The organism is Pseudomonas sp., assembly GCF_030150285.1.
Classification (GTDB): domain Bacteria; phylum Pseudomonadota; class Gammaproteobacteria; order Pseudomonadales; family Pseudomonadaceae; genus Aquipseudomonas.
Map to the genome: position 1 here is coordinate 1 of NZ_JASLGE010000001.1, position 25,971 is coordinate 25,971.

The window sequence follows — 25,971 nt, forward strand, 5'->3', positions numbered from 1 at the left end:
CATCCCGAACTCAGTAGTGAAACGATGCATCGCCGATGGTAGTGTGGGGTTTCCCCATGTGAGAGTAGGTCATCGTCAAGATTAAATTCCAAACCCCCTGTCTGCTCACGCAGACAGGGGGTTTGTTTTTGGGCTCGAAAATTAAGACGGCTATTTTTCAAGAGACATCCTGCAGGCTGGCTACTCATCCACCTTCAGATGACCTTGAAATAAGACACAGTTATTTTGTTGGGCGGGCCCTAGAATAGGTCAGTCATTTTTTGAGCCAGAGACTCCTTTTATGCCAGATCCGGTTGACCCCCTACGGGTGTCAGAGTTACCGCTGGATGAGTTAGTGGCCTGCCATGAGTGCGATTTGTTGATGCGTAAACCGCATCTTGCCCTCGGTGAAAAAGCCCAATGCCCCCGCTGCGGTTACGAACTCTACGCTCACCGTCATAACGTCATTGAACGTAGCCTTGCACTTGTGATTGCGGCGTTGCTGCTTTACGTGCCGGCTAACTTTTTACCGATCATGCAGCTCAATCTACTGGGCCAGGTCTCGCAAGACACGGTATGGAGTGGTGTGATCGGTTTATTCGACACCGGCATGCAAGGCGTCGCCGTGGTCGTTTTTCTCTGTAGCATGGGCATTCCGTTGCTTAAGTTGCTTTGCCAATTAGCGGTTCTGTTGAGCATCCGGTGGAATATCGGGCGCAGCTACGGTTTGCTTCTTTATCGGATTTACCACCATCTGCGCGACTGGGGCATGCTTGAGGTTTACCTGATGGGCGTGCTGGTCGCGATCGTTAAACTGGTCGATTTGGCAGAGCTGAGCCTTGGGCTTGGCTTGATCTGCTTCGTCAGCCTGCTATTGGTTCAGATAGCGCTGGAGGTGGTCATGTCACCCCACCAGATTTGGCAGGCACTCTCCGGGGAGGATCTTCATGCGGGCGATTGATGCGGGCATTCTGACTTGTACGGAGTGCCATCAACTCAATAGGCAAGCGCCTGACACCGATGAGCAAACCTGCACCCGTTGTGGTGCCTGGGTTCACGCACGACGGCCCAATAGCCTGATGCGTACCTGGGCGTTGCTGTTGACCTCGGCGATTCTCTATATTCCTGCCAACCTGTTACCGATCATGACGATCAACGCGTTGGGCCAGGGCGAGCCCAGCACGATCATGTCGGGTGTTGTCGAATTGGTGCAACACGGCATGATTCCAATTGCGGCGGTGGTGTTTATCGCCAGTATTCTAGTGCCCACGTTCAAACTGGTGGGCATTGGCTTGTTGCTGTTCTCAGTTCAGCGCCATCAGCCACTCTCAGCTCGCCAGCGCATTATCATGTACCGGTTTATCGAATTCATTGGCCGCTGGTCAATGCTGGATATTTTCGTTATCGCCATTTTGGTCGCGGTGGTGAATTTTGGTCGCATTGCCAGCGTTGAGGCCAATTTTGGCGCTGTTGCCTTTGCCAGTGTGGTGATACTAACGATGCTTGCTGCTGTAACTTTCGATCCCAGGCTGATTTGGGATAACACGGAGTCGGACGACGACCATGAGTGATTTACCTACCGCTAAAACCCGTCCGGCGTCCAATTGGTCGGCCATATGGATTCTCCCCCTCATCGCACTGATCATCGGTGGATGGCTGGGATGGCGCGCCTACAGCCAGACCGGGATAGACATCCAGGTACGTTTTGAGAGTGGCGAGGGTATTGTCGCCAACAAGACCGAAGTGGTTTACAAAGGCATGCCAGTCGGTAAGGTCAAGACATTGGCTCTCGACGAGACAGGCCCTAGCAAGGGTGTGATTGCCACCGTCGAAATGGACAAGGACGTCGAGCAATACCTCAAGACCAATACCCGTTTTTGGCTGGTCAAACCCAGTGTGTCATTGGCCGGAATCACCGGTCTCGAAACGTTGGTGTCCGGTAATTATATTGCCGTCAGCCCGGGCGATGGCGAGCCAATGCGCAAGTTCAAAGCGTTGTCGCAAGAGCCACCGCTCTCGGACGCCAAGCCGGGTTTACACCTTTCGCTTAAAGCCGATCGTCTGGGTTCACTGAACCGCGGTAGCCCGGTCTTTTATAAGCAGATCCAGGTCGGCCAGATCAAAAGTTACGTGCTGTCTGAAGACCAGAACACGGTTGAAATTAAAGTCTTCATTGAGCCGACCTACGCCAATCTGGTTCGTAAACATACGCGCTTCTGGAACGCCAGCGGTATCAGTATCGATGCCAACCTCTCCGGGGTAAAACTGCGCAGCGAATCGTTGGCCAGTATCGTCGCCGGGGGTATCGCATTCGCCACGCCGGAGAACCGCAAGGACAGCCCACCGACGGATCCGAGCTTGCCGTTCCGCCTATATGAGGACTTCGACGCGGCACAAGCCGGGATCAAGGTGAAGGTCAAACTCAGTGACTTTGAAGGCCTGCAAGCAGGTCGCACACCCGTGATGTACAAGGGTATCCAGGTCGGCAGCCTCAAGGCTTTGAAAGTGGACCCGGACCTGACCAGCGCCAGCGCCGAGTTAACCCTCGACCCGCTCGCTGAAGATTATCTGGTGCAAGGCACTCAGTTCTGGGTGGTCAAGCCTTCTATCTCACTGGCCGGTATTACCGGGTTGGAGGCCCTTGTAAAAGGCAATTACATCGCCATTCGGCCGGGCGATAAAGGCAGCCCTCCTGAACGCGAGTTTGTGGCCCGCCCCAAGGCTCCGCCGCTGGACCTGCGCTCCCCGGGTCTGCACATGGTGCTTTTCACCGACAACCTGGGCTCGCTGGAGGTTGGCAGTCCGATTCTCTATAAACAGGTGAAAGTCGGTTCGGTCCAGAGCTACCAATTCTCCCGTACCAAGAAACAATTGGTGATTGGTGTGCACATTGAGAAGGAATACGAAAATCTGGTGAACGCGTCTACCCGTTTCTGGAATGCCAGTGGCATTACGCTCACGGGGGGATTGACGGGCGGTATCCAAGTTAAAAGTGAATCCCTGCAAAGCTTGATGGCGGGCGGAATTGCCTTTGAAACCCCGCAGGCTGTCGCCCCTCTGCAAAAGCGTATTCCGCGTTTTCGTCTCTTCAATGACCGTGATTCAGCCATGCAACAAGGGGTTGCAGTTACGATCAAGGTGGCTCGCGCCGATGGACTACGTAGCGGTGCACCTATTCGGTTCAAGGGCGTGGATGTCGGTAGCATTGAGAGCGTCGGGTTGAGTGATGACCTTCAATCGGTCGTGCTCAAGGCTTTGATCACTGAAATGCCTGAGCGAATTGCGCGGGCAGGGAGCCAGTTCTGGGTGGTCAAACCCGAGTTGGGCCTGATGAAGACTGCCAATCTCGAAACGCTGGTCACGGGGCAGTACCTGGAAGTACAGCCAGCCATAAAAGACCGTGGCCCGCAAACCGCTTTTGTGGCGCTGGATCAAGCACCTGATGCAGTGGCTGCTCAAAAGGGCTTGAGCCTGGTATTGAGTGCGGCCCGGCGTGGTTCGCTCAAGGAGGGCGTCCCGGTAACTTACCGTGAAGTTACGGTTGGCAAGGTGACGAGCTATGAACTGGGCAGCACTGCAGACCGTGTGTTGGTACATATTCTGATCGAACCGCGCTATGCGCCGTTGGTGCGCAGCGGCAGCCGTTTCTGGAACACCAGTGGGTTCGGTGTCGATTTTGGTTTGTTCAAAGGCGCGACAATTCGTACCGAGTCCCTTGAAACCCTGGTTCAAGGCGGGATTGCCTTCGCCACGCCAGAGGGCGATAAAATGGGCAACCCGGCTCGGCCAGAGCAAACCTTCCCGTTGTTCGACAAATTCGAAGAGGAATGGCTGCAATGGGCACCGAAGATTCCGTTGGCTAAATAGCTCGCTGCACGCTCACTTAAAACCGCGATCATTGATCGCGGTTTTTTTTCGCCTCCTCATTCTCCCCCTCGGCAAGCCGCACGCCTTTCAATCCCAACCATTTCAAAAACTTCAGATAATTCTTACGTTGAATTTGCCTAGGGTAAGTTAATTTTTTCCCAGTTTCGTCGTTTGGGTCAGGTCACTATTTAAGGAGTTAAATAATAGGGGTGTGGCCAATAATAATGCGGCAAAACGTTTGGGTGACACTATTTGAATGGCTCACGGATGAAGCTCTTGGGTTGAAGGTGCGCAAGGTTGCGCCTGAAAACAAGTTGAATTTAAAGGGTGGTTCCCGAAACTTAATAATCTAAAGGAAATTTAAAATGAAGTTTGCAAGCAAAACTGCTTTGGTCTCCATGTTCATGTTGGCAGGCTCTGCCTCAATGGTTCAGGCTGCGCCTAGTGCAGGGCATGGTACTGTTACTTTTGAAGGCTCAATTATTGAGGCAGCCTGCTCTATTAGTCCAGAAAGCGTTGATCAAACTGTAGGCTTGGGGCAAGTAGCGAAGTCGCAACTTGATGAAGGTGGGACCAGTGCGCCAAAAACGTTCTATATCAAACTGGTAGGTTGCGACACCACGACACTTAAAAGTGTGACGACTACCTTTACAGGTGCTGAGTCCTCAACGGTACCGGGCGCACTGGGCATTGTCGGTACTGCAAATGGTGCGGGAATTATGATGACAGACGGCGCGGGTGCAGCGGTTGTGTTAGGTACCCCAACGAGCAAAACGGCTCTCGGTAGCCCAAACACTAATCTGCAGTTTGGTGCATTCCTGAAAGGCGCAGCCGCAGAAGATGCTGTCGTGCCTGGTGAGTTTACTGCCATCACTAACTTCTCATTGGCTTATCAATAAGTTCTTTACCCTGCCGCCGCGAGGTGGCAGGGTAAATTGAAAATGAGAACATGCTCGTGAATGTAATAATGCAGTTGGCTATTACTTCTTCGCTCGCACTTTTAATGGCTCCTTTTAATAGCGTCATGTCGGCTGGGCAACCCAATGGTGTTGTGACACTCGGCGGCGAGATTCTTGATACGGCCTGCGCCATAGATACGAGCAGCGCTTATCAAGTTATTGAAATGGATCCCATGCCCGTCGGCCGACTTATTCGGCTGGGCGAGGGCGACCCTCATTCATTCACCTTACGTTTAACCAATTGCTCACTCACCCGTAACAACCCAAATCGTCCGGGTGAGAAGTTGCCCGACTGGCAACACGTACGCGTGACCTTTGACGGTGTACCGGACCGTCAAGGCCGTTCTTTCGCGGCCAATGGTTCTTCACAGGGTGTGGCCTTCCATATCATCGATGCCCAAGGCCACGAAAGCGTTCCGGGCGTGCCCATGGCCATGGTTCCGCTCTCCAGCGCCAGGGACCAAGTGCTGCATTACACCCTCAAATTGGTCGGAAATGACCAGCCTCTTTCTGTAGGCAGTCACCGCGCGGCGGTGCGCTTCAGGCTGGAGTATTACTGATATGGTTGGCCTGTTCTCCATGCTTAAAACGTCAACGATAAAAGCCGTGTGGCCGCCCTGTGTCATGAGCGGGCTGATGGTCGTGGCTGGCAGCGCAATTGCAGCCGGCGATATCCAGTTCAACACTGACATTCTTGATCTTAACGATCGCTCCAATATCGACCTGTCGCAATTCTCGCGCAGCGGCTTCATCCTGCCCGGAGTTTACCCGATGAACGTGCACATCAACGCCCAAAGCCTGGGCGAGCAGCGCATCGTTTTCACCCCTCCCGAGGATGACCCCAAAGGCAGTGAGGCCTGCCTGTCGCCCGAACTGGTTGCGCTACTGGGGCTCAAAGAGGGTAAGGGAACTGAACTGACCTGGTGGAAAAACAATGAGTGCCTGAATATTCGCAGTTTGCCCGGCATGGAAGTCGCGGGCGATCTAAGCACCTCGACCCTGCGCATCTCGTTGCCGCAAGCCTATCTGCAATACACCGCGCAAAACTGGGACCCGCCTTCGCGGTGGGATGACGGCGTGCCGGGCCTGTTGTTTGATTATAACCTCACCGCCCAATCCATTCGTGCCAATAACGATGGTGCCAAAAATAACCTCAGCGGCAATGGCACCCTTGGTGCCAACGTAGGGGCATGGCGGGTGCGTGCAGACTGGCAAGGGCGTGTCGATGCCGAAGACAGCAGTCGCACTCAGCGTCTGGAGTGGAACCGCTTTTATGCTTACCGCGCATTGCCAGCCCTGCAGGCACGTTTGTCGGTGGGCGAAAACTACTTGTACTCCGACCTATTTGACAGCTTTCGGTTTACCGGTGTGTCGCTCAATTCAGACGACAACCAGTTGCCGCCCAACTTGCGCGGCTACGCCCCGGAAGTTGTGGGTGTCGCCCGTACTAATGCCAAAGTCGTCATCAGCCAGCAAGGGCGAGTGCTGTATGAAGCGCTGGTGGCCGCAGGGCCATTCCGCATCCAGGACCTCAACGATGCCGTCAGCGGCTCGATGGACGTACGGGTGGAGGAGCAAGACGGCTCGGTACAGACCTTCAAGGTCGAGTCCGCCAGCATTCCTTACCTCACCCGGCCGGGGAGCGTACGTTTCAAAGTGGCGGCGGGCAGGCCTTCCAACCTGCAAGAGGGCGATGACGGCAACGTATTCAGTACTGGAGAATTTTCCTGGGGGGTCAGTAACGGCTGGTCACTGTTTGGCGGGGCCATCACCGACAACAATTACCGCGCTTTTTCAGTGGGTGTTGGCCGCGACCTGATGGCCTTCGGTGCGGTTTCACTGGACACCACCCGAGCCAGCACCACGTTGCGCGACGGCACGTACTCCGGGGCTTCGTACCGTTTGAGTTATTCCAAACGTTTTGAAGAGTACGATAGCCAGGTCTCGTTCGCAGGGTATCGCTTTTCACAAAAAGACTACCTGAGCATGAGCGAGTACCTCGATGTTCGTCACTACGGCGGCGAAGTAGGCGGCAGCAAATCGCTGTATACGGCCACCTTTAACAAACAATTTCGCGATGCCGGTGTATCGGTCTACCTGGACTACAGCAATCAGTCCTATTGGGACCGGCCCGACAGCGAGCGCTGGAACCTCTCTGTGTCGCGCTACTTCGATGTGGGCTCTGTCAAAAGTCTCAGCATGTCCCTCAACATGTTCCAGACCCAGCAGCGTCAAGCGCCCACCAGCAAAGGTATGTTCCTCACCTTCAGCATGCCCCTGGGCCGTTCGGGCTCACTGTCCAGCACCTTCAACAGAACCCAGAACACCAACAATTATTCGACGCGCTACAGCGACCGTATCAATGAGCGCAACAACTATCAGTTGGCCGCAAGCGACACCTCGGTTAGTGGTTTCCTGAGCCACGCCGGTGATCGAGCCGATATAGACCTCAGCGCAGGTATCGAGAAAGGCAGCCGTTCAAACCTCAGCCTGTCTGCCCGTGGTGGCGGCACGCTGACCAAAGACGGCGCGGCATTGCACCGCAGCTCCAGCATGGGCGGGACCCGCCTGATGGTCGACACCAGTGGCGTGGCAGATGTACCGATACGGGGTTACGGCGCGCCGACCCGCAGCAACGGCTTCGGCAAAGCGGTGATATCGGACATCAGCAGCTTCTACCGCACCTCTGCCAGTGTTGATCTGGAAAGCCTGCCGAGCAACATCGAAGCCACCCAATCGGTCACCGAACTGACCCTTACCGAAGGTGCCATCGGCTATCGCACCCTGGCGGTGATTTCCGGCCAGAAAGCCATGGCCATGCTGCGCCTGCCCGATGGCAGCGTCCCGCCGTTCGGTGCCCTGGTCAAGAATGAAAAGCAACAGGATACCGGCATCGTCAATGACGAAGGCAGCGTGTACCTGAGCGGCATTCAGCCCAGCTCACACATGATCGTGAGTTGGGGAGGGACCGAGCGCTGCAATCTGACCTTGCCTGAGGTGCTCCCGGTCGACGGGCTGGCCTCGACCATGAACCTGCTGTGCCAGCCTATCAAAGCTGACAGCACACCCGCCTCGGCAGTATTGCCTGATGTTTTGGAGAAAAAAGCCTCATGAGCCTCAACCCCCGTTTTGCCCCTTTTGCATTGGGCCTGTTGGCGATGTGCCTGATCAACACCAGCAAGGCCGCCATCGGCCTGGACCGCACCCGGGTGATTTTTGACGGCAGCAAAGACGCCGTCAGCATGAACATCACCAATAACAACACCGAGCTGCCATACCTTGCCCAGGGCTGGATCGAAGACGAGTCCGGTAAAAAAATCAGCACCCCGCTGACCGTATTGCCCCCTGTGCAACGCCTTGAGCCAGGCAAGAACAGTCAGGTCAAGGTCCAGGCCCTACCAGCAGCTAAGTTACTGCCCCAGGACCGCGAAAGTGTCTACTACTTCAATCTGCGTGAAATACCGCCGCGTAGCGACAAAACCAATACGCTGCAAATTGCGTTGCAGACGCGCATCAAACTGTTCTACCGCCCGGCGTCGATCATCCCTACCCAGCAGCAACAGGCTAACCCCTGGCAGGAAAAGTTGACCCTGACCCGTCAGGGCGATTATTACCAAGTCAATAATCCGACCCCGTATTACGTGACGCTGGTGGATGCGCGCAACAGCAAGGACGGTAAAACCGCAGACGGCTTCGAGCCGCTGATGGTCCCGCCCAGAGGTGCCCTTACACTGGGGCCGACCGCTGCAGCGCTGGGCAACACGCCGTACCTGACCTATATCAATGACTACGGCGGCCGCCCAACCCTGGCCTTCATCTGTGCCGGCAATGAATGCAGCGTCGACCTCAAGGCTTCTTCGCGCCATGAATAGCGTCATGCCCCTGGCCCGGGTGCTAGCGCTGACCAGCCTGATACTGGCGTTGTCAGCCAACTTGTGCCGGGCCGAAGAGCCCATCATCGACAGCGACGGTTTGCTGGACATCACTGGCTCCCTCAACCATGCCCCCTGCGTGTTGGAAATGTCTTCGGCCTACCAGACCGTTGAACTCAATAACGTCGCGCGCGCCGACTTGCTCAAGCCCGGCGATATGGCCGAGCCAGTGGCTTTCCAGCTGAGATTTCAGGACTGTCGGCGCATTGCCGGTGGGCTGCCTAACGAGCGTACCGGCCGTCTGGTCTGGAGCCCTTATGAGCCAGTTGTGTCGGTGGCCTTTGTGGCCCAGGCCGACCCCGATGACCCGCGGCTGGTGAAAGTGCAGGGCGTCACCGGAATGGGGCTGCGCCTCACCGATGCCCTCGGTCGGGACGTACGCCTGGGGTCATGGGGCCAGCCCTTATTTCTGGTACACGGTCGCGACACCGTGACCTGGTACGTCCAGGCCACCCGCACGCCTGCCCCCCTGACCAACGGTGCATTTCGCGCTGTTGTGGATTTCAGGCTCAACTATGACTGAGGAACCTACGATGCTCAGCCCCGGCTTACCCACCGTCCTGATTAGCGGCTGCTTATTTTGGGCGCTCAGTCAGGGCGCGCAGGCAGACGTCAACGTGACCATCAGCGGTGTGGTGCAAGCACCGCCACCGTGTGAGATCAACCGAGGGACAACGCTTAACGTCCCGTTTGGCGATGCACTGCAAACCACCCGCATCGACGGCATCAACTATCAGCGTGTGGTGGACTATGAAGTGTCGTGCAGTGATCCATCCTCCAATGCCATGACTCTGGAACTCAAAGGGACAGGGGCTGCATTCGACGCTAAATCGTTGGCCACCAGCAAGGCTGATCTGGGCGTCAAGCTGTTCGTCGACGGCACCGACTGGCCGCTCAATACAGCCGTGAAATTCACCTACCCGACCTTGCCCGGCGTACAAGCGGTGCCCGTTAAACGCCCTGGCAGCACCCTGACCGGCGGCGGATTCACAGCCGCTGCAACTTTGGTGGTGGTACTGCAATGAGGAAGGAACGCCTGATGACATTCTGGCCATCGTCCGTAGTGTTGACCATGCTCTCCTTGGGCCTGTGCAGCACTGCGACGGCTAACGTGGTGTTCAATGGAACGCTGATCGAGCCGCCGCCGTGCACCATCAATGGCGGCAGCACGATAGAAGTAGACTTCAAGGAAGTGGGTATCAGCAAAGTGGATGGCGAGCATTACCGCCAGCCGGTGAATTACACCATCACTTGTTCAACCGACACCTTGCCCTGGGAAATGATCCTCACCGTGCGTGGCACCGCCACCACTTTCGAGCCGTCAGCCGTGCAATCGAGTGTGGTCGACCTCGGCATCAAGTTGCTGCAAAACGGCAAGCCCATGGAACTCAACACACCGTTGGTGATTACCCCCAGCTCACCGCCTGTGCTTGAGGCCGTGCCGGTCAAACGCCCGGGTTCGACATTGGCCCCCGGTGGCTTCACCGCGTCAGCCACGTTATTGGCGAACTACCAATGAGGAGCCGCAGCATGCGATCAGTCATTGAAACCCTCGCGTTCACTACCATTATGGCGTGCCTGCTGGCCTGCCAAGTGCACGCAGCAGACAACCTGAGCTTCAAGGGCGTGCTGGTTGCGCAGGCCTGCACTATTCGCCCTGGCGACGAACTGATCCCCGTGAAGTTCAGCGATATCTCCACCTCCAGCCTTTACCTGAACACCCGTACCCCCGGAGAGCCTTTTTATATTCACCTGCAAGACTGCGACACCCATATCGCCGACTCGGTGACGGTCACCTTTAGCGGCGCTGAAAATGCCGAATTGCCGGGCTTGCTGGCGTTGGGCACCGGCAGTGTTGCCCGAGGCATTGCTATCGGTCTTGAAACCGCCACCGACCAGCTATTACCCCTTAACGCACCCAGCCCCGAACAGGCCTTGAACGAGGGTGATAACGTTATTTCGCTCAAGGCCTACGTGCGGGGCGAGCCCAAGGCCATTGCCAATGAATCAATCCGTAAAGGCCGCTTCGTGGCGAACTCGACGTTCACCCTGGCGTACCCGTGACGTTCATCTAAAACCTGATTTCACCCAGCACCAGAGGCATTCATGACTTTGAGCCATTCTTTTTGTCGACCGTTACTGGCACTCGCCCTGTGGATAGTTATGCCCGCGGCCAACGCGTATCTGTTGTCGACCCACGCCAACAACGACCCACGCCCTTCACCCATCCCTTCTGGGAGCGATACGATGGTAGTGTCCGGCACGGCCACGGCCACGGACAACGGCGTCCCAAACCAGTACCCCGGCAAAGTGTTGTGTCCAGGGGCAACAACTCCCTGCAAGTTTGGGCCGGTTGCCAGCCCCATCCTGAATACCTGGTACCGCTTCGTCACCGCGATGAATTGCACCAATTTTTATGACGGTCTCCATTGTGCCAATAACAACGATACCTCGGTTACCGTCACTACCAATATGACTTGGGATCAGGCAATCAGTGCTTGGCGGGCGCGTTTCGGTAACTCCGTGAGCCGCTATAACGCCTATTACTATCCGAGCAACATGATCTACCGTATGTGCACGTCTTGGGCGACCTTTGCAAGCAACGGAGCCAGCTCCAGCTATTTATTGCCCGGCGCAGACTCTTGCGGCCCGCCACCGATTCCGCCCAACCAGTGCAACGTCAGCGGTGGCACGGTAATGCTCGATCACGGCACGTTGAAGGTCGGTGAAATCACTGGCAAAAAAGTGGAGGTCACTCGCCAGGTGAAGTGCACCCGTGAAGCCTCTGTCACCTACACCGTGGCATCCGGCAACCCGGTGAATTTGGGCAACGGCATTCGCAGCACCCTCTCGGTCAACGGCGTCAATGCGGGGCAAACGATCAAGCTGCCGGGCGGCACCTCCAACTTGAAAATCGCTTCAACCTTGACCGACCAAGGCGCAGTGGCGGGGCCTTTCTCTAAAACGGTAGTGCTGATACAAAACATTTTGTAAACCGCTTGCGCAGGTATCAACAGGCGCTGCTCAAATGAGCTGTACAGGTGATGTCATAAAAAACTCAACCGAGTACTGCCATTGGCAGCGCTGATTTTCACCGCGCCGGTTATGTCTTATCTCTTACAGCTTGCCAGGCAATTGACGGCGAACCACCACTCCTATGGGCCACCTGGCACTGCATACTCGGTGGTTGCAGGGACGGATTCGTGCACGTGCCCGCCCATCCCTGCCAACCGCTGTAATGTCACCGGTGGGGATGTGAATCTGGATCATGGCCAGTTGAAAAAAGGGTCAATCACGGGTGCCAGAAAGGAGGCCACTCGCCAAGTGACGTGTACCCGCAGCGCCTCTGTTCGTTACAGAGTGTCGGCAAGCCCCCCGGTTTAGCTCGTAAACTGCATTAAAATCGCCATCACGGATAATAGTGTCTCAGTTGGGAAAGTGACCAACCTGCTAGCGGGTAATTCATCTTGGGGCATCACCTCCACTCTCACTGATACAGATTCCACACCGGGCACTTTTTCAATGGCTGTGGTGTTGATACAGACCTTTATGTAGGGGATAAACATCAGGCCGAGGCATTGGCCACTAACGTTTCACAGTTTTATCCGTAATGAGGAAATTATGAAAATTCAATCATTATCGATGACCTTCTTACTGATGGCAGCAGCATCGAATGTAAATGCTTGGCACCTGGTGAATAAGGTCAATGCGGATGCCCGTCAATTGCCTGGTGGTTTACCGACTGATGTGTCCGCCTCAGGTACGGCCAGCTCCCATGTCTCCGGCAACCCAAACCAGTATCCCGGCAAGGTCACATGCTCGAGTGGGTCGAGCTGTTTTTTTGGGCCAATTGCTTACAGCCTTCTGATTGATGGCAGGCGCACAGTTGCGGTTATGGGCTGCACGTCGAATAACAACTGCGCATCAAGAATCACGGATACAAACGTATCGGTTAATACCAGCATGACCTGGGACCAGGCAATCACAGCCTGGCGGCAACGGTTTGGTTCCACCGTCAGTAGAACCTATGGGTATGTTTACTCAACTGACCCTGGATCGACCGCGCAAATATGCGCGGCCTGGGCAGCCTATGGGCCACCTGGCACGGGATACGCTGTGATTGCAGGGACTGATACGTGCGCGCGCCCGCCCATTCCGGCCAACCGCTGTGACGTCACCGGTGGGGATGTGAAACTGGATCATGGCCAGTTGAAAAAGGGGTCAATCACGGGTGCCAGAAAGGAGGCCACTCGCCAAGTGACGTGTACCCGCAGCGCCTCGGTCCGTTACATTGTGTCGGCAAGCAACCCGGTTGACCTCGGAAACGGCATTAGCAGCGCCATTACGGTAAATGGTGTGTCAGCAGGGCAAATGATCAACCTGCCTGGGGGGACCTCAACCCTTAGGATAGCCTCGACGCTCACTGAAAAAGCGGCCAGCCCAGGGCCTTTTTCCAAAACGATCATTTTGATCCAAAGCTTTATTTAAAGAACAAACCTGTAGGAGCTCGCTCGCGATCTTTTAAAGATCAAAAGATCGCGAGCGAGCTCGCTCCTACAGCGCCAATAAGCGTTTTCATACCCGATACACCTCGATCACTTCCAGCACCTGTGCCATGCCTTCATACAGTTCATCGACCCGCTGCGCCAATTGACTCCAGTCTGGGTTCAGGCAGGCTTTCTCCAGGTCTTCGCAGCATTGCACCAGGTGCCTGGCTTTGATCATTCGACCGCCGCTCTTCACCTTGTGCGCGACCTCGCTCATGCCCGGCAAGTCATGCCGGGTAAAGGCTTTAAGCAGCGCCTCCATATCGTCTTCCATACTGGTGATCAAGGGTTCAATCAGATGCTTCAGCGCGTCGGCATCACCGTGGGTTAAACGCTCCAGAGCATCCAACTCGATCAATGGTGCCGTGGCAATCGCTTCGGGTATTTCACCTTGTTGCAGGGGGGCGAGTTCGGTAGAGGCCAACCGTGCCTCAAGGTGTTGCAGGCTGATGGGTTTGAACAGGCAGTCGTTCATGCCGGCAGCCATGCAGCGTTCGACCTCACCGGTCTGAGCATTGGCTGTGAAACCGGTGATCAGGATGGCTGGCAGGTTTCTGGCCGCCTCTTCAGCACGTATGGCCCGTGCCAGTTCATAGCCGTCCATCACCGGCATGGCGCAGTCGGTCATGATCATGTCGAAACGTTGGGTTCTCCAGGCTTTCAGCCCTTGTGCGCCATTCTCGGCCTCGATTGCCGAGTGCCCCAAATAATTCAGTTGTTGAGCCAGCAACCGGCGATTGGGCGGGTAATCATCCACCACCAGAAGGGTCAGGCGACGCACCGGGGGGGCTTGCAGCGCCTGTGCTGGCGCAGGCACCGTTTGTGACAGCAGCGTCGCAATGTTGAATTTCATCTGTATGCGTGTGCCCTTGCCCAAGGTGCTTTCCAGGGTCAGGGTGCCGCCCATCATTTCGCACAATTGACGGCTGATCATCAGGCCCAGGCCGGAGCCCCCCGGGCGCTTGTTCTGGGGGCTTGCCTGGGTGAACGGGCTAAACAGGCGCTGTTGGTCCTCGGGCGAAATCCCGATGCCGGTGTCTTCGACATCGACGCACACATGCAAGCGCTCGCCACCTTCGGCGCTGATGGCTCGGACACGCAACAGGACTTGGCCATTATCGGTGAATTTGATGGCATTGCTCAGCAGGTTCGACAGCACCTGCTTGAAGCGCATGGGGTCGATGAGCACATCGGTGTTGATATGCGGATCAAGCTCGAAACACATCAGCAAGCTGGTCAGGGTCTTGCCATTGGGCAACTGCAAGGGATGATCGCGTATCAGCGGGCGGCCCTCTTGCATCACCTGCTGGTAGTCCGCGTGGTAAGCCTTGTTTTGCGTGGGTGAGCTGAGGGTGTACTCCAGCAGGGTTTTGCCCTGCACCGACTCACGCGTTACCCCGAATGTGTCCAGGTAGCCCTCGTTGCAAATCAGCAAGCGCCCTTGGCGGTCGCGCACATAAATGGGGTGCGGGGTACCGTCTATTAACGCGCGCATAAAGGCCAACTGATCATTCAGCGCACGCTCGGCCTGGTCGCGTTTATGGATCAGCCGACGCAGGTACAGAATCCACACCATGGCGAAGAGTAAAATACCGGCACCGATCACCGACACTCTGAGAATGGCCCCGCGATGACGTACCCAGTAACGGTTATCCAGCACCACGGCGCTTTGCCAGCGGTTGGTGAGATTGTCCATGTCCTCGGGCGAAATACTGGTCAGTGCCTTGCCCAGGATCGAGTGAAGTTCGCGTGATTGGTCATCAACGGCGAAGGAAAACTGAGCGGGTAAAACGCCGACCGTGCTGCGAATGCGCAATTGCCCTGTGTGCTGTTGCTGGATCAGGTAGCGCGCGCTGATCAACGAGTTGATTGCTCCTTCGACCTCACCGTTGGCAACCATGGCCAAGGCTTGCGCCGAGTTCTTGGCGGCAATTAGCTCCACTTCCGGAAAGTGCTCTTCAAGGTAAGGGCGCACGATGTTGTCGATCACCAGTGCAACACGTTTGCCGTTGAGCCCATCCAGCGTCGTGGCGCTGCCGGGCTGCAGACGGGTCACCAGCACAAAGGGCGTCGACAGGTAAGGCTTGGTAAAGCGCAGTTCATGTTCGCGGCTGATACTGGGGGTGAAGGAGGGCGTCAGATCAGCGCGGCCCTGTTTGATGGAGTTGATCAAGTCGGGCACGGACTGGCTGCGTACCAGCTCAATCTTAAGGCCGGTGCGTCGGCCGATTTTAACCAGCAAGTCGGCGGCGATACCGCTGAAGAGGCCATGGTCATCGAAGAAGGTGAATGGCAGAAAGTCGTCAATAATCGCCACTCTGAGGCGCGGGTGCTGGTCAATCCATTTTTGCTCTGACGCCGTGAAGCGCAGCGGCCCCCGGCCTTCGAAGTTCAAACCATTGGCTCCCCAGCGGCTAAGAATGGCGTAACCCTCATCGGCGGATATGGCGGCCAGGGCGGTGTTGATCAGGCGCAACAAGCGCGGGTTCGGATGGTGCACGGCAAAGGAAAAGGGTTGCCCTTCAAGCGGGGAGAAGTCTTTAAGGTAAACGTTGTTCAGGTAGTTTTTATTGATCAGGTAGTTGGTGCTGATCGAGTCGCCCAAATACGCGTCGGCTTGGCCGAAAGCGACAGCGCCAATGGCGCTGAGGGTGGAGGCATACAATTGGATGTCGGCGTCAGGGTACAGCCCCTTCACCACCTCAAGCGGTTGATAGTGATAGAGCATGGCCAGCCGTAACCCTGGGGGCATTGCGTCTGCAACTTTCGGATCGCCCACGCGTGTGACCAGAATAGGGGTGTCCAGCGCATAAGCTGATGAAAACGCCAGGGCCTGATCGGTCATTTCGTAGGCGTTGGCTGTGCCCAACAGATCGACTTCACCGTTTTTAAGTGCTGCGATCACCCCGGCACGGGAGTGGTACCGACGTACCTTTATTTCAACCTGCAATAGCTGTCCCAACAGCCCGGCATAGTCGGCCGTCAAACCTTCAAAGTCCTCACTGCCGGCAGAGATATCAAAGGGCGCGTAATCAGGGGCCGAGGTGCCCAATATCAATGACCCTTTGGCTTTTAACCACTGCCTGTCACCCTCACTCACGTTCAAGGGCGGGATGCCTGCCTGTGAACGGGCCAGTAATTGCAGATTCACAGGTTCGGCATAACTGGTTGACATCAGGCACAGCGACACCCCCCACGCATAACTTAGCGCTACAAGCGTTCTGATCATTCGATTAAATTATTGCGCTTGGCAAATTCAGCGAGGTAAACCACTGATTTTATATTCAGTTTGTTTAAGACGCGGGTTTTATAGGTGCTGACAGTTTTTTCACTCAGGAGCATGGCTTCCGATATTTTTTTGTTGGAAAAACCAGTTACTAAATATTGCAGTGTTCGGAGTTCCCGGTCAGAGAGCGTCTTAATCAATTGCAGATCACTTTTGCAGCAACTTACCTCGGTCGGCACATCCACCTCAATATCATTTATATAAATGCGTCCGCTCATAACGATATTGATGGCTTTGGTCAGAGCATCGACATCTTCGGTTTTTTCAATAAAACCAATCGCTCCCGCCCTGATACAACGGTCTGCGTAAAAGGCAGATCCTTTGGAGGTCAGTACCAGTACCTTGATGGGCAAGCCCATAATATGCAGGCGTTTGAGTACCTCAAAGCCGTCGAGCTTGGGCATCGACAGGTCAAGCACGATCAAGTGCGGTCGATGAGATCGGGCCAGATCAAGTGCTGTAACGCCATTGTCGGTTTCAGCAGCAATATGGAAGTTGGCTTGTTCCAATACCGCGCGAACTATTTTTCGAATGAAGGGGTGGTCGTCTACGATCAGAGCCTTACGCATGATTACTCCTACAGCATGAAGGTAGCGCTTTGCAGGTCGCTGGCTTTAATCATCAAAAATACGGGGGTCAAAGCGCCTTCTGTTTAGTCTTCAGGTATCAGTGTTTTATTCTTATAGGCATGTCTCGCGTGATAGAAAATGACCTCTGACGGCGGCAGTTTTTATCTGCCGTACCGGAGTGTATGAACGGTTTTGATAAGCAGTCCTGGGAGGTGCCCATAGAGGGGCTTTAATCAGTGCATGCACGTCCGGGTAGTTCATCGGCAGCGACGGAGTATCCTTAAGGGTGATTTGCTGGAGTAGCGATCGCGTTATGCTCTATGTCGACTGGCCAATCAACTAATTGAGTGTCGTTCGTCATGTCGCTTAACTCCCCATTACGATGGAGCCTGACGATTACCGAGGGCGGGTTGTGGTGGATTATTATTCATGGCCCTGACTCACATTAAGCGCCTCAATGGATGCGATCGCAGTGTCAAGTATGTCGTTCATCATTAGTTATAGCGGTAGGAATTTTCTGAAAAATAATATAAAAATAATGTTATCTAATTATTTGATTAACAAAGATTTTTTATATTTTCTTGCGGGGAGGTAATTATTCCTACGTTATGGAAGTCAGTGGCGTGAAAATAAAAAAGCCGTGATCAATGATCACGGCCTTAGGTTTAACGCGGAGGCGTTAAGCTTCATTCAACTGCGAGTGGGGGAGCCGAAGCCGCCGCGTCGGGCGTTGCCTCGTCATGACGGCGAATGTACTTCCAATCGTCCTCATCGATGTAAATCCCGTTGGGGCCACTGCCGCCTTCAAGGTCGATGGCCACATGGGCGCACACTTGCGGTTTTACGCTGGCCAGAATGGGCACAAAGCCCAGTTGCAGGCTGGTTTCGAGCAGGGCGGTCTGGTTTTTCTCGTCGATATCGGCCGCTTCGTCGAGGTAGTACGGCAAGCGGATGCGCCCGGCCAGATCACGGTCCATCAAGTGCAACAACAAATACATGTTGGTCAGCGCCTTGATGGTCATGGTCGTGCCGTTGGACGCAGCGCCGTCGATGTCGGTGTGAATCACCGGCTGGCCGTTGACCTTGGTGATCTCGAACGCCAGCTCAAACAAGTCCTTGAGGCCCAACTGGTTATGGTTGGCGGCCACCAGTCGCGCCAGGTACTCCTTGGCTTCTTCGTTCTTGCTGTCCTGCTCGGCGCTTTGGCTGAGGTCGAACACGGATAAGGTTTCGCCTTCTTCGTACTGCCCGGCGCTGTGGATAATCTGATCGATATGTTTGAGCGCCTCCTTGTTGGGGGCCAGCACAATACGGAAGCTTTGCAGGTTGGACACCTGCCGTTTGTTGATCTCGCGGTTGAACAGCGCCAATTGATGTTCAAGGCTGTCGTAGTCGCTGCGGATGTTGCGCAAGGTCCGGGCGATGTCTGTCACGGCCGCGCGGCGTGCCTTACCCAAGGTCAGTGCTTCTTCGCTGCGGTGCGCGTAGGCGTTGATCAGCAGGTGCAGGCGGCGCTCCATGTCGTCTTCGCTGTCGAACTTGGCCACGCCTTTCAAACGCACTTGCGCATACAGTGCTTCGATCTGGCCGTCGCAGCGCAGCAAACCTTGCCAACTGTCCTGATAGTCATTGAGCAGCGGCAGCAGGTTGTCCATGGCGTCGTCGACCGGGTCCATGAATGGCGTGCCGAAGGGCAGGTCGGCGGGCAGTAACTGGCGGCGGCGCAGGCTGTCATCCAGGGTGCGTTGTTTGGCTTCCATGTCGCCAATCTGGCGCCCGACCAGCTGCAATTTGGCCGACAACTGTTGCACGCGCTCAGTGAAGGCGTCGCTTGAGCGCTTCAACTCATCCTGTGCAGCTTCGGCCTGGGCCAGTTGCTCCAGTTTTTCGTGCTCCTCGGCGCTCAAGGTTTGGGCGCGGCGGAAGTCCTCCAGGGCCTTTTGCGCATCCAGCACCTGCTGGTACAGCGCCTCGGCTTCGCTTTTGCTGGCGGTGCGGTCGCTGGTCACGGCTTGTTGCGTTTTTAGCTGTTTGAGTTCTTTTTCCAGCCGCTCCTTTTGCTCGCGCAACGCGGCGCGATCGGCCAGCGCTTGCAGGGCGGGTGGTTCGATGGAACTGAGGTCGATGGACAATCCCGGCGCTTCAAAACGTTCGCCTTTAAACCCATCGAGGATCATTTCCAGGGATTTGACCCACGCGTCGCTGTCATCCAACGCAATACCGTGCTCGCCTAGCGGCAAGCTGAACAGCGCGCTGTTAAACAGGCGCATGAGGCGTTCTACATCCGGCTGCGAGAATTCTTCGCGCAGGCGGGCATAGCTGTTGTTGTCGGCGTGATCGAGCTGTTGCTTCACCGACTTCAGGCGTTTTTCCAGGTCGCGCAGGCGTTCGTCCAGGTCTTCGACGCTGAACTGGCGGGACTGCGCAAGGGCACCGGCGAGTTCGTCGTGGGCATCCTTGGCGGCCAGCAATTGCTGCTCCAGCACTCTTACGTCATCCACCAGCGCAAAGCGATGCTTGAGCACCGACAGCTCGCCCAGCCAGCGCTGGAGTCCAGAGATTTCACGTTCCAGGCGCATCAGTTCCTGGGTGCTGCTGCGTTGATCGTTTTGCAGCGCATCCTGCTCGCTGCGGTAGAACTCGGACTGGCTCAGCAGCTCTTCCTTGCGGGCCCCGGCGTAGTCCTGCCAGGTGCCCAGCAACGAGTCCAGCAAGGGCGACAGGCGATGCAGCTTGCCGCGCAACAGGTCGCGCTGGCGCACACCGGCCGCCAATGACTCGACCAAAGGCCCCGCGCCGACCAGTGCGTTGTAATCTTGCTCCATGCGCCGAACATCGCGGAACGCTTCTTCGCACGCAGCGATGTAATCCACGCTGCCGGAGCGCAGGCTGTGTTCGAACGCATCCAAAAACAACTGCTTGAGTTTGGCGGCGGTGATTTCACGCATGTGCAGCAAGTTGATAAACAGCGCGCGGAAGGTTTTAAGGCTTTGTTCGCTGGTGGAGCGCAACGGGATCAGCGTGAGGTCCAGCGGGATGGACGTGTGCCCGCCTACCAGCAAGCGGCGCAGTTCATCGGGTTTCAGTTCATAGGCTTTGAGACCGTTGCGCTCAAGGTTGTTGAACAGCTCTTTTTGCCGCAGGCAGGTGTCGTCTTTCTGGTAATGGGCCAGGTCCAGTGTGCCGGCGTAGGCAAAGAACTGATGCCCGAAACCGCCCCCCGGCCCGCGCCCGACCACGCCGATCACGTGGGGGCCGTGGGGCAGGGAGACTTCAACGAGGATGTAGCTGGTATCTGAGGCGAAGTAAAAGCGCCGCGACTGTTCAAGGCTGTACTTGCCGAAACTCATGTCTGACATGCGCGCCAGGATCGGAAACTGCAAGGCGTTGATGGAGGCGGATTTACCCAGGTTGTTGGCCCCATACACCGACAGCGGGTGTTCCAGCGGGAACAGGCCCAAGCTGTAACCGGCGGTATTCAGCAAGGCAAAACGGCGGATGCCGTAACGTTCCTGGCTCATGCGTCCATCTCCTGTTGCTCATCGGCAATGGCGCGGGCCAGCGTGGCGTCTTCGTCGCTGTCATCCACCAGCACCGGCGTCGGTAACGGCAAGATGCTGTGCAGGCTGGCCGCCAGGTCACGGTCTTGCTGCACCGACAGGCACACATCGAGAAACCGGTGCATGGGCGGCAGAAAGCGGTAAACCCCGTTTTCTTCGCTGGCGAACCCGAGCTGAGTCATGCGGCGCATGATTTTCTCTTCCAGTTCGTCTTGGGTCGTGACTTCCGCTTGCACGAACAGGTCGCGGTATTTATCCAGCAGGGCGGGCAATTCGTCACGGCCCAGGCTGCCGCCATCGAGTACGGCAATCGGGTCGCGGCCCTGATCGGCCAGGTGCTCGACGATGATAAAGGTGAACAGCGCCAAGCGTTGAGCGGTCTTGTTGACCTGCGCGGTGGCGGTGTCGGGCACGAAGTAATAAAAGCCGCGGGTGTCACACACCAGCTCAAAGCCCAGTGCCTTGAAGAGGGTGCGGTACGCGTCCTGGAAGTTCGACAGTTGCGTGTACAGCTCGGGGTCGCGGCGGCTGATGTGATAGCCCTTGAACAGTTCACGAAAAATCGGTGCCAGTTGGGGCAGTTCAGACAAATCAAGATGCATGGTGTGGGCTCGCAGTCGGTTCGGCGGTGCCTTCGCGGCGGGACAGCAGGGCGAAGGAGCGCAGGCTCACCTGATGTTCGTGGGTGTGGTAATCGCGGCGCTCAAGGCGCTCGCGCACGAAGCGTTTTTCGCGGGACAGGCGAGAGAACCAGTACAGCAACTCGTCGGTGTCGCCGTTGGGTTCCTGTTCCAGCAGCCAGCTCATCAGGTCGGGCAGGGGCAGCGCGTCGCTGCAACGGTCGAGCATTTCTCTGACCGTGCGCGGGGCTTTGGGGGCCTCGCCTCTCTGGTTTTTATGGGCTTTGGGGAACTGCGCGGGCTTGGGCTCAAACCGGGCCAGGGCGTACACGTAGGCCTCGACCTGGCTGGCGCTGCCCAAAAAGGTACTTTGCGCGCGAGTGAACATCGGCATGGCGGCTTGCGGCACGGCGTCCAGCCCTTTGCGGCGGATTGCGGCCAGCGCCAGGGCGGCACCGCGCGTGACCGCGTTGTGGCGGCGCGCCTCTTCGCGCAGCGGCAGCAGCAGTTCGCGGGCATGGCGCAAGGTCAATTGAGCGCTGGTTTGCATTTCAAGGATACGGGCGTGGGTGCGCAACAGCCTGTCGTCATCCACCAGGTGGCCCAGGCGTTGTTGCTCACCGAGCAAGCGCAGCAGCACCTGCTCGACTTTGCGCACGCCCTGCTCAAAGGCACCGTCAGCATTGACCAGTTGAATCATTGGCTCGACGTACTCGTCCCAGGTGGCCAGTACTTCGGCGTAACGCTGGCGCAAGGGAATCTGGCGGTCGCTGGTCTTGGCCCGCTCGGCCACGGCGACCAACGCCTGTTCATCGTTTGCGAGTTTTTTCAGAACATCGCGCACGCGCATGTCCAGCAGCCGTAACTGACGCGCCAGGTCGTTGCCGTCACGGGTGTCGAAAGCATCCTGAATGTAACCGGCCAAACGCTCCAGATGGTGCAGGTAGGCTTCGATTTCCAGGCACAGGCCCAAGCGGTGCTCGCGCCTCAGGTAGGCCAGAAAGTCGTGAATCTGGGCATTGAGTTCGAAGCGGTTCGGGCTTTTGGCGACCGGTACCAGAATGTCCAGTCGGATCCAGCTGTCGAGCACCGAGGTGATGTCCTGTGCGGTGCTGTCTACTTGATGCGCGGCCAGTTGCAGGCGCAATTCGCTGAGGCTCAAGGTGCCTTGGTCGAAGTGTTCGCACAAAGGCTCAAGGAGCGCCCAGTGTTCGGCGAGGGCACGTAAAACGCGCTTGGGTTCGATCATGGGAGGGCCGGTCGATTGGCAATGAAAGGTCGCGATTGTACTGCAACGCGTCGTTGAGTCATTACTTGGCGATGGCAGGCCGCGGGCGTCAATCAACCGTTTAGCGATCAACTGCGGGCGAGAAGGGCAGAAGGGCGGTAGAATCGCCGCTCTCTTCGTTATCCACAGATGGCCGACCCTTGTTAGACGAGTCCCGCCGCCGCGCTTACTTGACTGCCATGCAGGTGGTCAATTGGTTACCGCGCACTGAATTGCCGTTCGCCGCCCCGTCGCGGCCTGAACTGCTGGTGCTTCCTGAACCGCCCGCAGAGCCGGTGATTGAGCGGCCTGTGGCCAAACCGACGGCTGCGCCGACGCCGGCGGCCGAACGGCCACGCGTCAATATTCCTCGGCCAACGGTGACCCCGCGCCCGGGCACCCAGCCTGTGGTGACGGTCGACGCCGCGCCTGTCGTGGCCAAGGCAGTGCCCTTGCCACCGCCGCGTTTTGCGTTGCAGTTACTGCGTGCCGGGCGCTGTCTGGTGCTGGTGGAGTTACCCACAGGCAGCGCGTTCCAGAGCCGTGACCCGGCGTATCTGTTGTTGAAAGACATGCTTCGGGCTGCCGGTTTGCCCGACAGCCCGCAAATCATCGGCGAGCCGGTACGCTGGCCGTTGCTGCGCCGTGGCAACGTTGACCAGGGCCCGGACGCCGCGCAGGAGTTTGTGCAGGGCTTCTTGATGGCGCGTCTGGAAGAGGCCGAGTGCGCCTGCCTGTGGTTGATTGGCTTGCCCGCAGTGCGGTTTGCCGGTGAGGCCAATGCCGAGTCGTTCAATCGTGAACTTGAAATTGAAGGGCTGGGTTGCGCCTGGGCGCTGCCGGGCCTGGAACTGTTAATGGAAGAGCCGCACCGCAAAGCGGATGTGTGGCAAGCCATGCGCCGGCTGATGGCGCGCTGGAAACCAAGCAATGAGTGACGCGGTAAGCTTTCGCCCGATGACCGAGGCGGACCTGGATGCGGTGTTGAAGATCGAATACGCCGCCTTCAGCCACCCGTGGACGCGGGGCATCTTTCTTGACGGGCTGGGTAAATACCATATCTGGCTGATGTTTGAAGGGGAGCAGCAAGTGGGTCACGGCGTGGTGCAAATCATTCTGGATGAAGCACACCTGCTCAACATCACGGTCAAACCCGAGAGTCAGGGCCGTGGCCTGGGGCTCAAATTGCTCGAGCACCTGATGTCTATTGCCTATCAGCACGAGGCCCGCGAGTGCTTCCTGGAACTGCGCGACAGCAACACGGCCGCGTTCAAGTTGTACGAGCGTTATGGTTTTAACGAAATCGGCCGCCGCCGTGACTACTACCCGGCCGTAGGCGGGCGCGAAGACGCTGTGGTCATGGCCTGCACGCTGGTGGATTAACCCACGTTGACCACGCGCTCTTGCAGACGTACTGACGCCTGCAAGAGGCGCCGCGCTGTCGCGCAAAGAACTGGGGCCGCACATCAGTTTACGCGTAGGAGCGAGCTTGCTCGCGATCTGTTGATCTTTAAAAACGGTGCCGCGCTGTCGTTCAGCAATCCTATCCATTGGGCACGCCGCGATCGGCCATCCTTGGCCGTGTCGCGGCTAACCCGGCGTCCTGCCGGGTTACCCACTGCGCAAAATCGGTGTGATGCCAGCGTGGTTTAAGGGGGGGGCTTGGATCAAAAGCCAGATCAAAAGATCACGAGCAAGCTCGTTCCTACAGGTCTTGTTTCGTGGTCCCGCTGCGTAAAACCGGCGCGAGCCCCGCGTGGTTCAAGGGGCGCGCGTAGGAGCGAGCTTGCTCGCGATCTGTTGATCTTTAAAAGCGGTGCCGGGCTGTTGTTCAGCAATCCTATCCATTGCTGCGGTCACGGCCACTTAAGGTTCCGGCGTCCTGCCGGGTTACCCTCTGCACAAAACTGGTGTGAGGCCAGCGTGGTTTAAGGGGGGGCTTGGATCAAAAGCCAGATCAAAAGATCACGAGCAAGCTCGTTCCTACAAACGCTGCCATTCGTAGGCGCAGCCAGTCGACGCTCGATTGCTCGCGATCTTTTAACCTACTTTAATCCGTGCCTTTACGGCCCACCGGGTCAATCTCGGCCAGTTCCGCCTCATCCAGACCGTGGCCTGCACCAATCTCCTCTTCATCGACGACACTCAAGTCCCAATCGGCTGCACCGCCGCGCGATTGGGTGGCTTCCTGAGCATCCCGCGCACCGTCTTCAGGCGTCAGCATGTCGGCATCCAGGTCGTCCGGGCTTGAGTCCCGGCCGGGCAACGCTGCGCCGCTTAGTTCGCGGTTACGCGGGCGATGGGCGGCGACATGGCGGTGGTACTCTTCATCGCTCAGCAGGTCAGTCAACGGCTCATGGCCGTCATCGTCATCAAAGTCCAGCGGTTCGAGCGAGCCCATACGGTCTTCGGTGTCGTCGATTTCTGCAGGCTCATCTGCGCCAAACGGGCGGCGTGAATCAGTCATGGTCATTCCTCATGTTGTCGGTCCTTGATAGGGTGGAGCCTAGACAATCCTGAAAATTCCACCCACCCGACCACTGGAATTGGCATTAGCCCGCGTGACCCCGACCGTCGGTCGACAGTCAAAGCTGCGCATCAACTCTTGAGGCCTTACCTGATGAACGAATTACAAGATCTGATTGATAACAACGAGCGCTGGGCCGATGCGATCAAACAGGAAGATCCTGATTTCTTCGCCAAACTGGCCCGCCAGCAAACGCCGGAGTACCTGTGGATAGGCTGTTCGGATGCGCGCGTACCGGCCAATGAGATTGTGGGCATGTTGCCGGGCGACCTGTTCGTTCACCGCAACGTGGCCAACGTGGTGCTGCACACGGACCTCAACTGCCTGTCGGTGATTCAGTACGCGGTGGATGTGTTGAAGGTCAAACATATTCTGGTCACCGGCCACTATGGCTGTGGCGGCGTGCGAGCGTCGATGAAGGACCAGCAACTGGGCCTGATCGATGGCTGGCTGCGTTCAATTCGCGACCTGTATTACGAGAACCGCGAGGCGTTGGCGCTGTTGCCGACCGAAGAAGAACAAGTGGACCGTTTGTGCGAGCTCAATGTGATCCAGCAGGTGGCCAATGTGGGGCACACCAGCATTGTGCAAAACGCCTGGCATCGCGGGCAGAATCTGTCGGTGCATGGTTGCATTTACGGGATCAAGGACGGTCGTTGGAAGAGCCTGAACACCACCATCAGCGGCCTTGACCAGCTACCGCCGCAGTATCGCCTGAGGCCGGTGCAACCGGTCTGATCCAATGCCCTCAGCCCGATCGGTCGGGTTGAGGCTTCGCTGGCCCATGCCAGGTGTCGTTTTTTTTCGACGCAGGTAAGCCGGTTATCACGGCCGGTATGTCGGCTTTATCGACAAGGC

Annotated in this window: 22 protein-coding genes; 16 read left to right on the top strand and 6 right to left on the bottom strand. The window is 56.9% G+C overall.

The annotated features are described in order from the left end of the window. Positions 1 to 280 precede the first annotated feature (280 nt). The 13 genes from Q1W15_RS00005 (at position 281) to Q1W15_RS00065 (ending at position 13,225) form a co-directional block, all read left to right on the top strand. On the top strand, positions 281 to 940 hold the full coding sequence (locus Q1W15_RS00005; RefSeq protein WP_300719294.1) for a paraquat-inducible protein A: 660 nt from the start codon (positions 281 to 283) through the stop codon (positions 938 to 940). Then, positions 927 to 1,550 carry a paraquat-inducible protein A gene (locus Q1W15_RS00010; protein WP_300719297.1) on the top strand — a complete coding sequence of 208 codons (624 nt, stop codon included), beginning with the start codon at positions 927 to 929 and terminating at the stop codon, positions 1,548 to 1,550. Before Q1W15_RS00005 ends, Q1W15_RS00010 begins: the two co-directional genes overlap by 14 nt. After that, positions 1,543 to 3,846, top strand: coding sequence for an MlaD family protein (locus Q1W15_RS00015; RefSeq protein ID WP_300719299.1), 2,304 nt, complete (start codon positions 1,543 to 1,545; stop codon positions 3,844 to 3,846). Before Q1W15_RS00010 ends, Q1W15_RS00015 begins: the two co-directional genes overlap by 8 nt. A 365-nt stretch (positions 3,847 to 4,211) precedes the next feature. Further along, on the top strand, positions 4,212 to 4,745 hold the full coding sequence (locus Q1W15_RS00020) for a fimbrial protein (RefSeq protein ID WP_300719301.1): 534 nt from the start codon (positions 4,212 to 4,214) through the stop codon (positions 4,743 to 4,745). A 56-nt stretch (positions 4,746 to 4,801) separates the two neighbouring features. Further along, on the top strand, positions 4,802 to 5,365 hold the full coding sequence (locus Q1W15_RS00025) for a fimbrial protein (protein WP_300719348.1): 564 nt from the start codon (positions 4,802 to 4,804) through the stop codon (positions 5,363 to 5,365). Positions 5,366 to 5,384: 19 nt separating this feature from the next. Next, positions 5,385 to 7,919 (top strand): outer membrane usher protein, encoded by a 2,535-nt coding sequence (locus Q1W15_RS00030; protein ID WP_300719350.1) that lies wholly within the window; start codon positions 5,385 to 5,387, stop codon positions 7,917 to 7,919. Further along, positions 7,916 to 8,677: a fimbria/pilus periplasmic chaperone gene (locus Q1W15_RS00035; RefSeq protein ID WP_300719303.1), complete on the top strand. Its 762-nt coding sequence runs from the start codon at positions 7,916 to 7,918 to the stop codon at positions 8,675 to 8,677. Before Q1W15_RS00030 ends, Q1W15_RS00035 begins: the two co-directional genes overlap by 4 nt. Beyond that, the gene (locus Q1W15_RS00040) at positions 8,670 to 9,260 is read left to right on the top strand and encodes a fimbrial protein (protein WP_300719305.1); all 591 of its coding nucleotides are present in this window, start codon (positions 8,670 to 8,672) and stop codon (positions 9,258 to 9,260) included. The genes Q1W15_RS00035 and Q1W15_RS00040 overlap by 8 nt, the downstream gene beginning before the upstream one ends. After that, a complete protein-coding gene (locus Q1W15_RS00045) occupies positions 9,253 to 9,762 on the top strand; it encodes a fimbrial protein (protein ID WP_300719308.1) in 510 nt (169 codons plus the stop codon). The genes Q1W15_RS00040 and Q1W15_RS00045 overlap by 8 nt, the downstream gene beginning before the upstream one ends. A 14-nt stretch (positions 9,763 to 9,776) precedes the next feature. Next, positions 9,777 to 10,256 (top strand): fimbrial protein, encoded by a 480-nt coding sequence (locus Q1W15_RS00050; RefSeq protein WP_300719310.1) that lies wholly within the window; start codon positions 9,777 to 9,779, stop codon positions 10,254 to 10,256. 11 nt (positions 10,257 to 10,267) lie between these two features. Then, on the top strand, positions 10,268 to 10,801 hold the full coding sequence (locus tag Q1W15_RS00055) for a fimbrial protein (protein ID WP_300719312.1): 534 nt from the start codon (positions 10,268 to 10,270) through the stop codon (positions 10,799 to 10,801). Positions 10,802 to 10,843: 42 nt separating this feature from the next. Then, a complete protein-coding gene (locus tag Q1W15_RS00060; RefSeq protein ID WP_300719314.1) occupies positions 10,844 to 11,731 on the top strand; it encodes a hypothetical protein in 888 nt (295 codons plus the stop codon). Positions 11,732 to 12,358: 627 nt separating this feature from the next. Beyond that, entirely contained in the window at positions 12,359 to 13,225 is an 867-nt protein-coding gene (locus Q1W15_RS00065; RefSeq protein WP_300719316.1) for a hypothetical protein, read from the top strand. 87 nt (positions 13,226 to 13,312) lie between these two features. On the opposite strand, the gene Q1W15_RS00070 is transcribed toward Q1W15_RS00065, so the two are convergent. The 5 genes from Q1W15_RS00070 to mksB all read right to left on the bottom strand — a co-directional run bounded on the left by Q1W15_RS00070 (position 13,313) and on the right by mksB (position 22,568). After that, positions 13,313 to 16,459 (bottom strand): transporter substrate-binding domain-containing protein, encoded by a 3,147-nt coding sequence (locus tag Q1W15_RS00070; RefSeq protein ID WP_300719318.1) that lies wholly within the window; start codon positions 16,457 to 16,459, stop codon positions 13,313 to 13,315. Positions 16,460 to 16,509: 50 nt separating this feature from the next. After that, positions 16,510 to 17,139 (bottom strand): response regulator transcription factor, encoded by a 630-nt coding sequence (locus tag Q1W15_RS00075; RefSeq protein ID WP_300719320.1) that lies wholly within the window; start codon positions 17,137 to 17,139, stop codon positions 16,510 to 16,512. 686 nt (positions 17,140 to 17,825) lie between these two features. After that, the gene (gene mksF / locus Q1W15_RS00080; RefSeq protein WP_300719322.1) at positions 17,826 to 20,660 is read right to left on the bottom strand and encodes an Mks condensin complex protein MksF; all 2,835 of its coding nucleotides are present in this window, start codon (positions 20,658 to 20,660) and stop codon (positions 17,826 to 17,828) included. Next, the gene (gene mksE, locus Q1W15_RS00085; RefSeq protein WP_300719324.1) at positions 20,657 to 21,301 is read right to left on the bottom strand and encodes an Mks condensin complex protein MksE; all 645 of its coding nucleotides are present in this window, start codon (positions 21,299 to 21,301) and stop codon (positions 20,657 to 20,659) included. Before mksE ends, mksF begins: the two co-directional genes overlap by 4 nt. After that, positions 21,291 to 22,568 carry an Mks condensin complex protein MksB gene (gene mksB / locus Q1W15_RS00090; protein ID WP_300719326.1) on the bottom strand — a complete coding sequence of 426 codons (1,278 nt, stop codon included), beginning with the start codon at positions 22,566 to 22,568 and terminating at the stop codon, positions 21,291 to 21,293. The genes mksE and mksB overlap by 11 nt, the downstream gene beginning before the upstream one ends. 179 nt (positions 22,569 to 22,747) lie before the next feature. On the opposite strand from mksB, the gene Q1W15_RS00095 reads away from it, so the two are divergent. Both Q1W15_RS00095 and rimI read left to right on the top strand, forming a co-directional pair. Continuing rightward, positions 22,748 to 23,524, top strand: coding sequence for an energy transducer TonB (locus Q1W15_RS00095; protein WP_300719328.1), 777 nt, complete (start codon positions 22,748 to 22,750; stop codon positions 23,522 to 23,524). Further along, a complete protein-coding gene (gene rimI / locus Q1W15_RS00100) occupies positions 23,517 to 23,969 on the top strand; it encodes a ribosomal protein S18-alanine N-acetyltransferase (protein ID WP_300719330.1) in 453 nt (150 codons plus the stop codon). Before Q1W15_RS00095 ends, rimI begins: the two co-directional genes overlap by 8 nt. A 667-nt stretch (positions 23,970 to 24,636) precedes the next feature. Here the strand turns inward: rimI and Q1W15_RS00105 are convergent. Continuing rightward, positions 24,637 to 25,053 (bottom strand): serine kinase/phosphatase, encoded by a 417-nt coding sequence (locus tag Q1W15_RS00105; RefSeq protein WP_300719332.1) that lies wholly within the window; start codon positions 25,051 to 25,053, stop codon positions 24,637 to 24,639. 153 nt (positions 25,054 to 25,206) lie between these two features. Here Q1W15_RS00105 and can point away from each other — a divergent pair, with 153 nt between their 5' ends. After that, positions 25,207 to 25,851, top strand: a complete 645-nt coding sequence (can, locus tag Q1W15_RS00110) for a carbonate dehydratase (protein WP_300719334.1) — start codon at positions 25,207 to 25,209, stop codon at positions 25,849 to 25,851. Positions 25,852 to 25,971 lie beyond the last annotated feature (120 nt).

What these genes read in the sequence shown, in the direction of transcription:
- Q1W15_RS00020 (WP_300719301.1), top strand. Translation starts at nt 4,212, where the DNA reads ATGAAGTTTGCAAGCAAAACTGCTTTGGTCTCCATGTTCATGTTGGCA.
- mksF (WP_300719322.1), bottom strand. Translation starts at nt 20,660, where the DNA reads ATGAGCCAGGAACGTTACGGCATCCGCCGTTTTGCCTTGCTGAATACC.
- Q1W15_RS00010 (WP_300719297.1), top strand. Translation starts at nt 927, where the DNA reads ATGCGGGCGATTGATGCGGGCATTCTGACTTGTACGGAGTGCCATCAA.
- Q1W15_RS00070 (WP_300719318.1), bottom strand. Translation starts at nt 16,459, where the DNA reads ATGTCAACCAGTTATGCCGAACCTGTGAATCTGCAATTACTGGCCCGT.
- mksB (WP_300719326.1), bottom strand. Translation starts at nt 22,568, where the DNA reads ATGATCGAACCCAAGCGCGTTTTACGTGCCCTCGCCGAACACTGGGCG.
- Q1W15_RS00030 (WP_300719350.1), top strand. Translation starts at nt 5,385, where the DNA reads ATGCTTAAAACGTCAACGATAAAAGCCGTGTGGCCGCCCTGTGTCATG.
- Q1W15_RS00060 (WP_300719314.1), top strand. Translation starts at nt 10,844, where the DNA reads ATGACTTTGAGCCATTCTTTTTGTCGACCGTTACTGGCACTCGCCCTG.
- Q1W15_RS00055 (WP_300719312.1), top strand. Translation starts at nt 10,268, where the DNA reads ATGCGATCAGTCATTGAAACCCTCGCGTTCACTACCATTATGGCGTGC.
- Q1W15_RS00050 (WP_300719310.1), top strand. Translation starts at nt 9,777, where the DNA reads ATGACATTCTGGCCATCGTCCGTAGTGTTGACCATGCTCTCCTTGGGC.
- can (WP_300719334.1), top strand. Translation starts at nt 25,207, where the DNA reads ATGAACGAATTACAAGATCTGATTGATAACAACGAGCGCTGGGCCGAT.
- Q1W15_RS00015 (WP_300719299.1), top strand. Translation starts at nt 1,543, where the DNA reads ATGAGTGATTTACCTACCGCTAAAACCCGTCCGGCGTCCAATTGGTCG.
- Q1W15_RS00035 (WP_300719303.1), top strand. Translation starts at nt 7,916, where the DNA reads ATGAGCCTCAACCCCCGTTTTGCCCCTTTTGCATTGGGCCTGTTGGCG.
- Q1W15_RS00005 (WP_300719294.1), top strand. Translation starts at nt 281, where the DNA reads ATGCCAGATCCGGTTGACCCCCTACGGGTGTCAGAGTTACCGCTGGAT.
- rimI (WP_300719330.1), top strand. Translation starts at nt 23,517, where the DNA reads ATGAGTGACGCGGTAAGCTTTCGCCCGATGACCGAGGCGGACCTGGAT.
- Q1W15_RS00075 (WP_300719320.1), bottom strand. Translation starts at nt 17,139, where the DNA reads ATGCGTAAGGCTCTGATCGTAGACGACCACCCCTTCATTCGAAAAATA.
- Q1W15_RS00040 (WP_300719305.1), top strand. Translation starts at nt 8,670, where the DNA reads ATGAATAGCGTCATGCCCCTGGCCCGGGTGCTAGCGCTGACCAGCCTG.
- Q1W15_RS00105 (WP_300719332.1), bottom strand. Translation starts at nt 25,053, where the DNA reads ATGACTGATTCACGCCGCCCGTTTGGCGCAGATGAGCCTGCAGAAATC.
- Q1W15_RS00065 (WP_300719316.1), top strand. Translation starts at nt 12,359, where the DNA reads ATGAAAATTCAATCATTATCGATGACCTTCTTACTGATGGCAGCAGCA.
- mksE (WP_300719324.1), bottom strand. Translation starts at nt 21,301, where the DNA reads ATGCATCTTGATTTGTCTGAACTGCCCCAACTGGCACCGATTTTTCGT.
- Q1W15_RS00045 (WP_300719308.1), top strand. Translation starts at nt 9,253, where the DNA reads ATGACTGAGGAACCTACGATGCTCAGCCCCGGCTTACCCACCGTCCTG.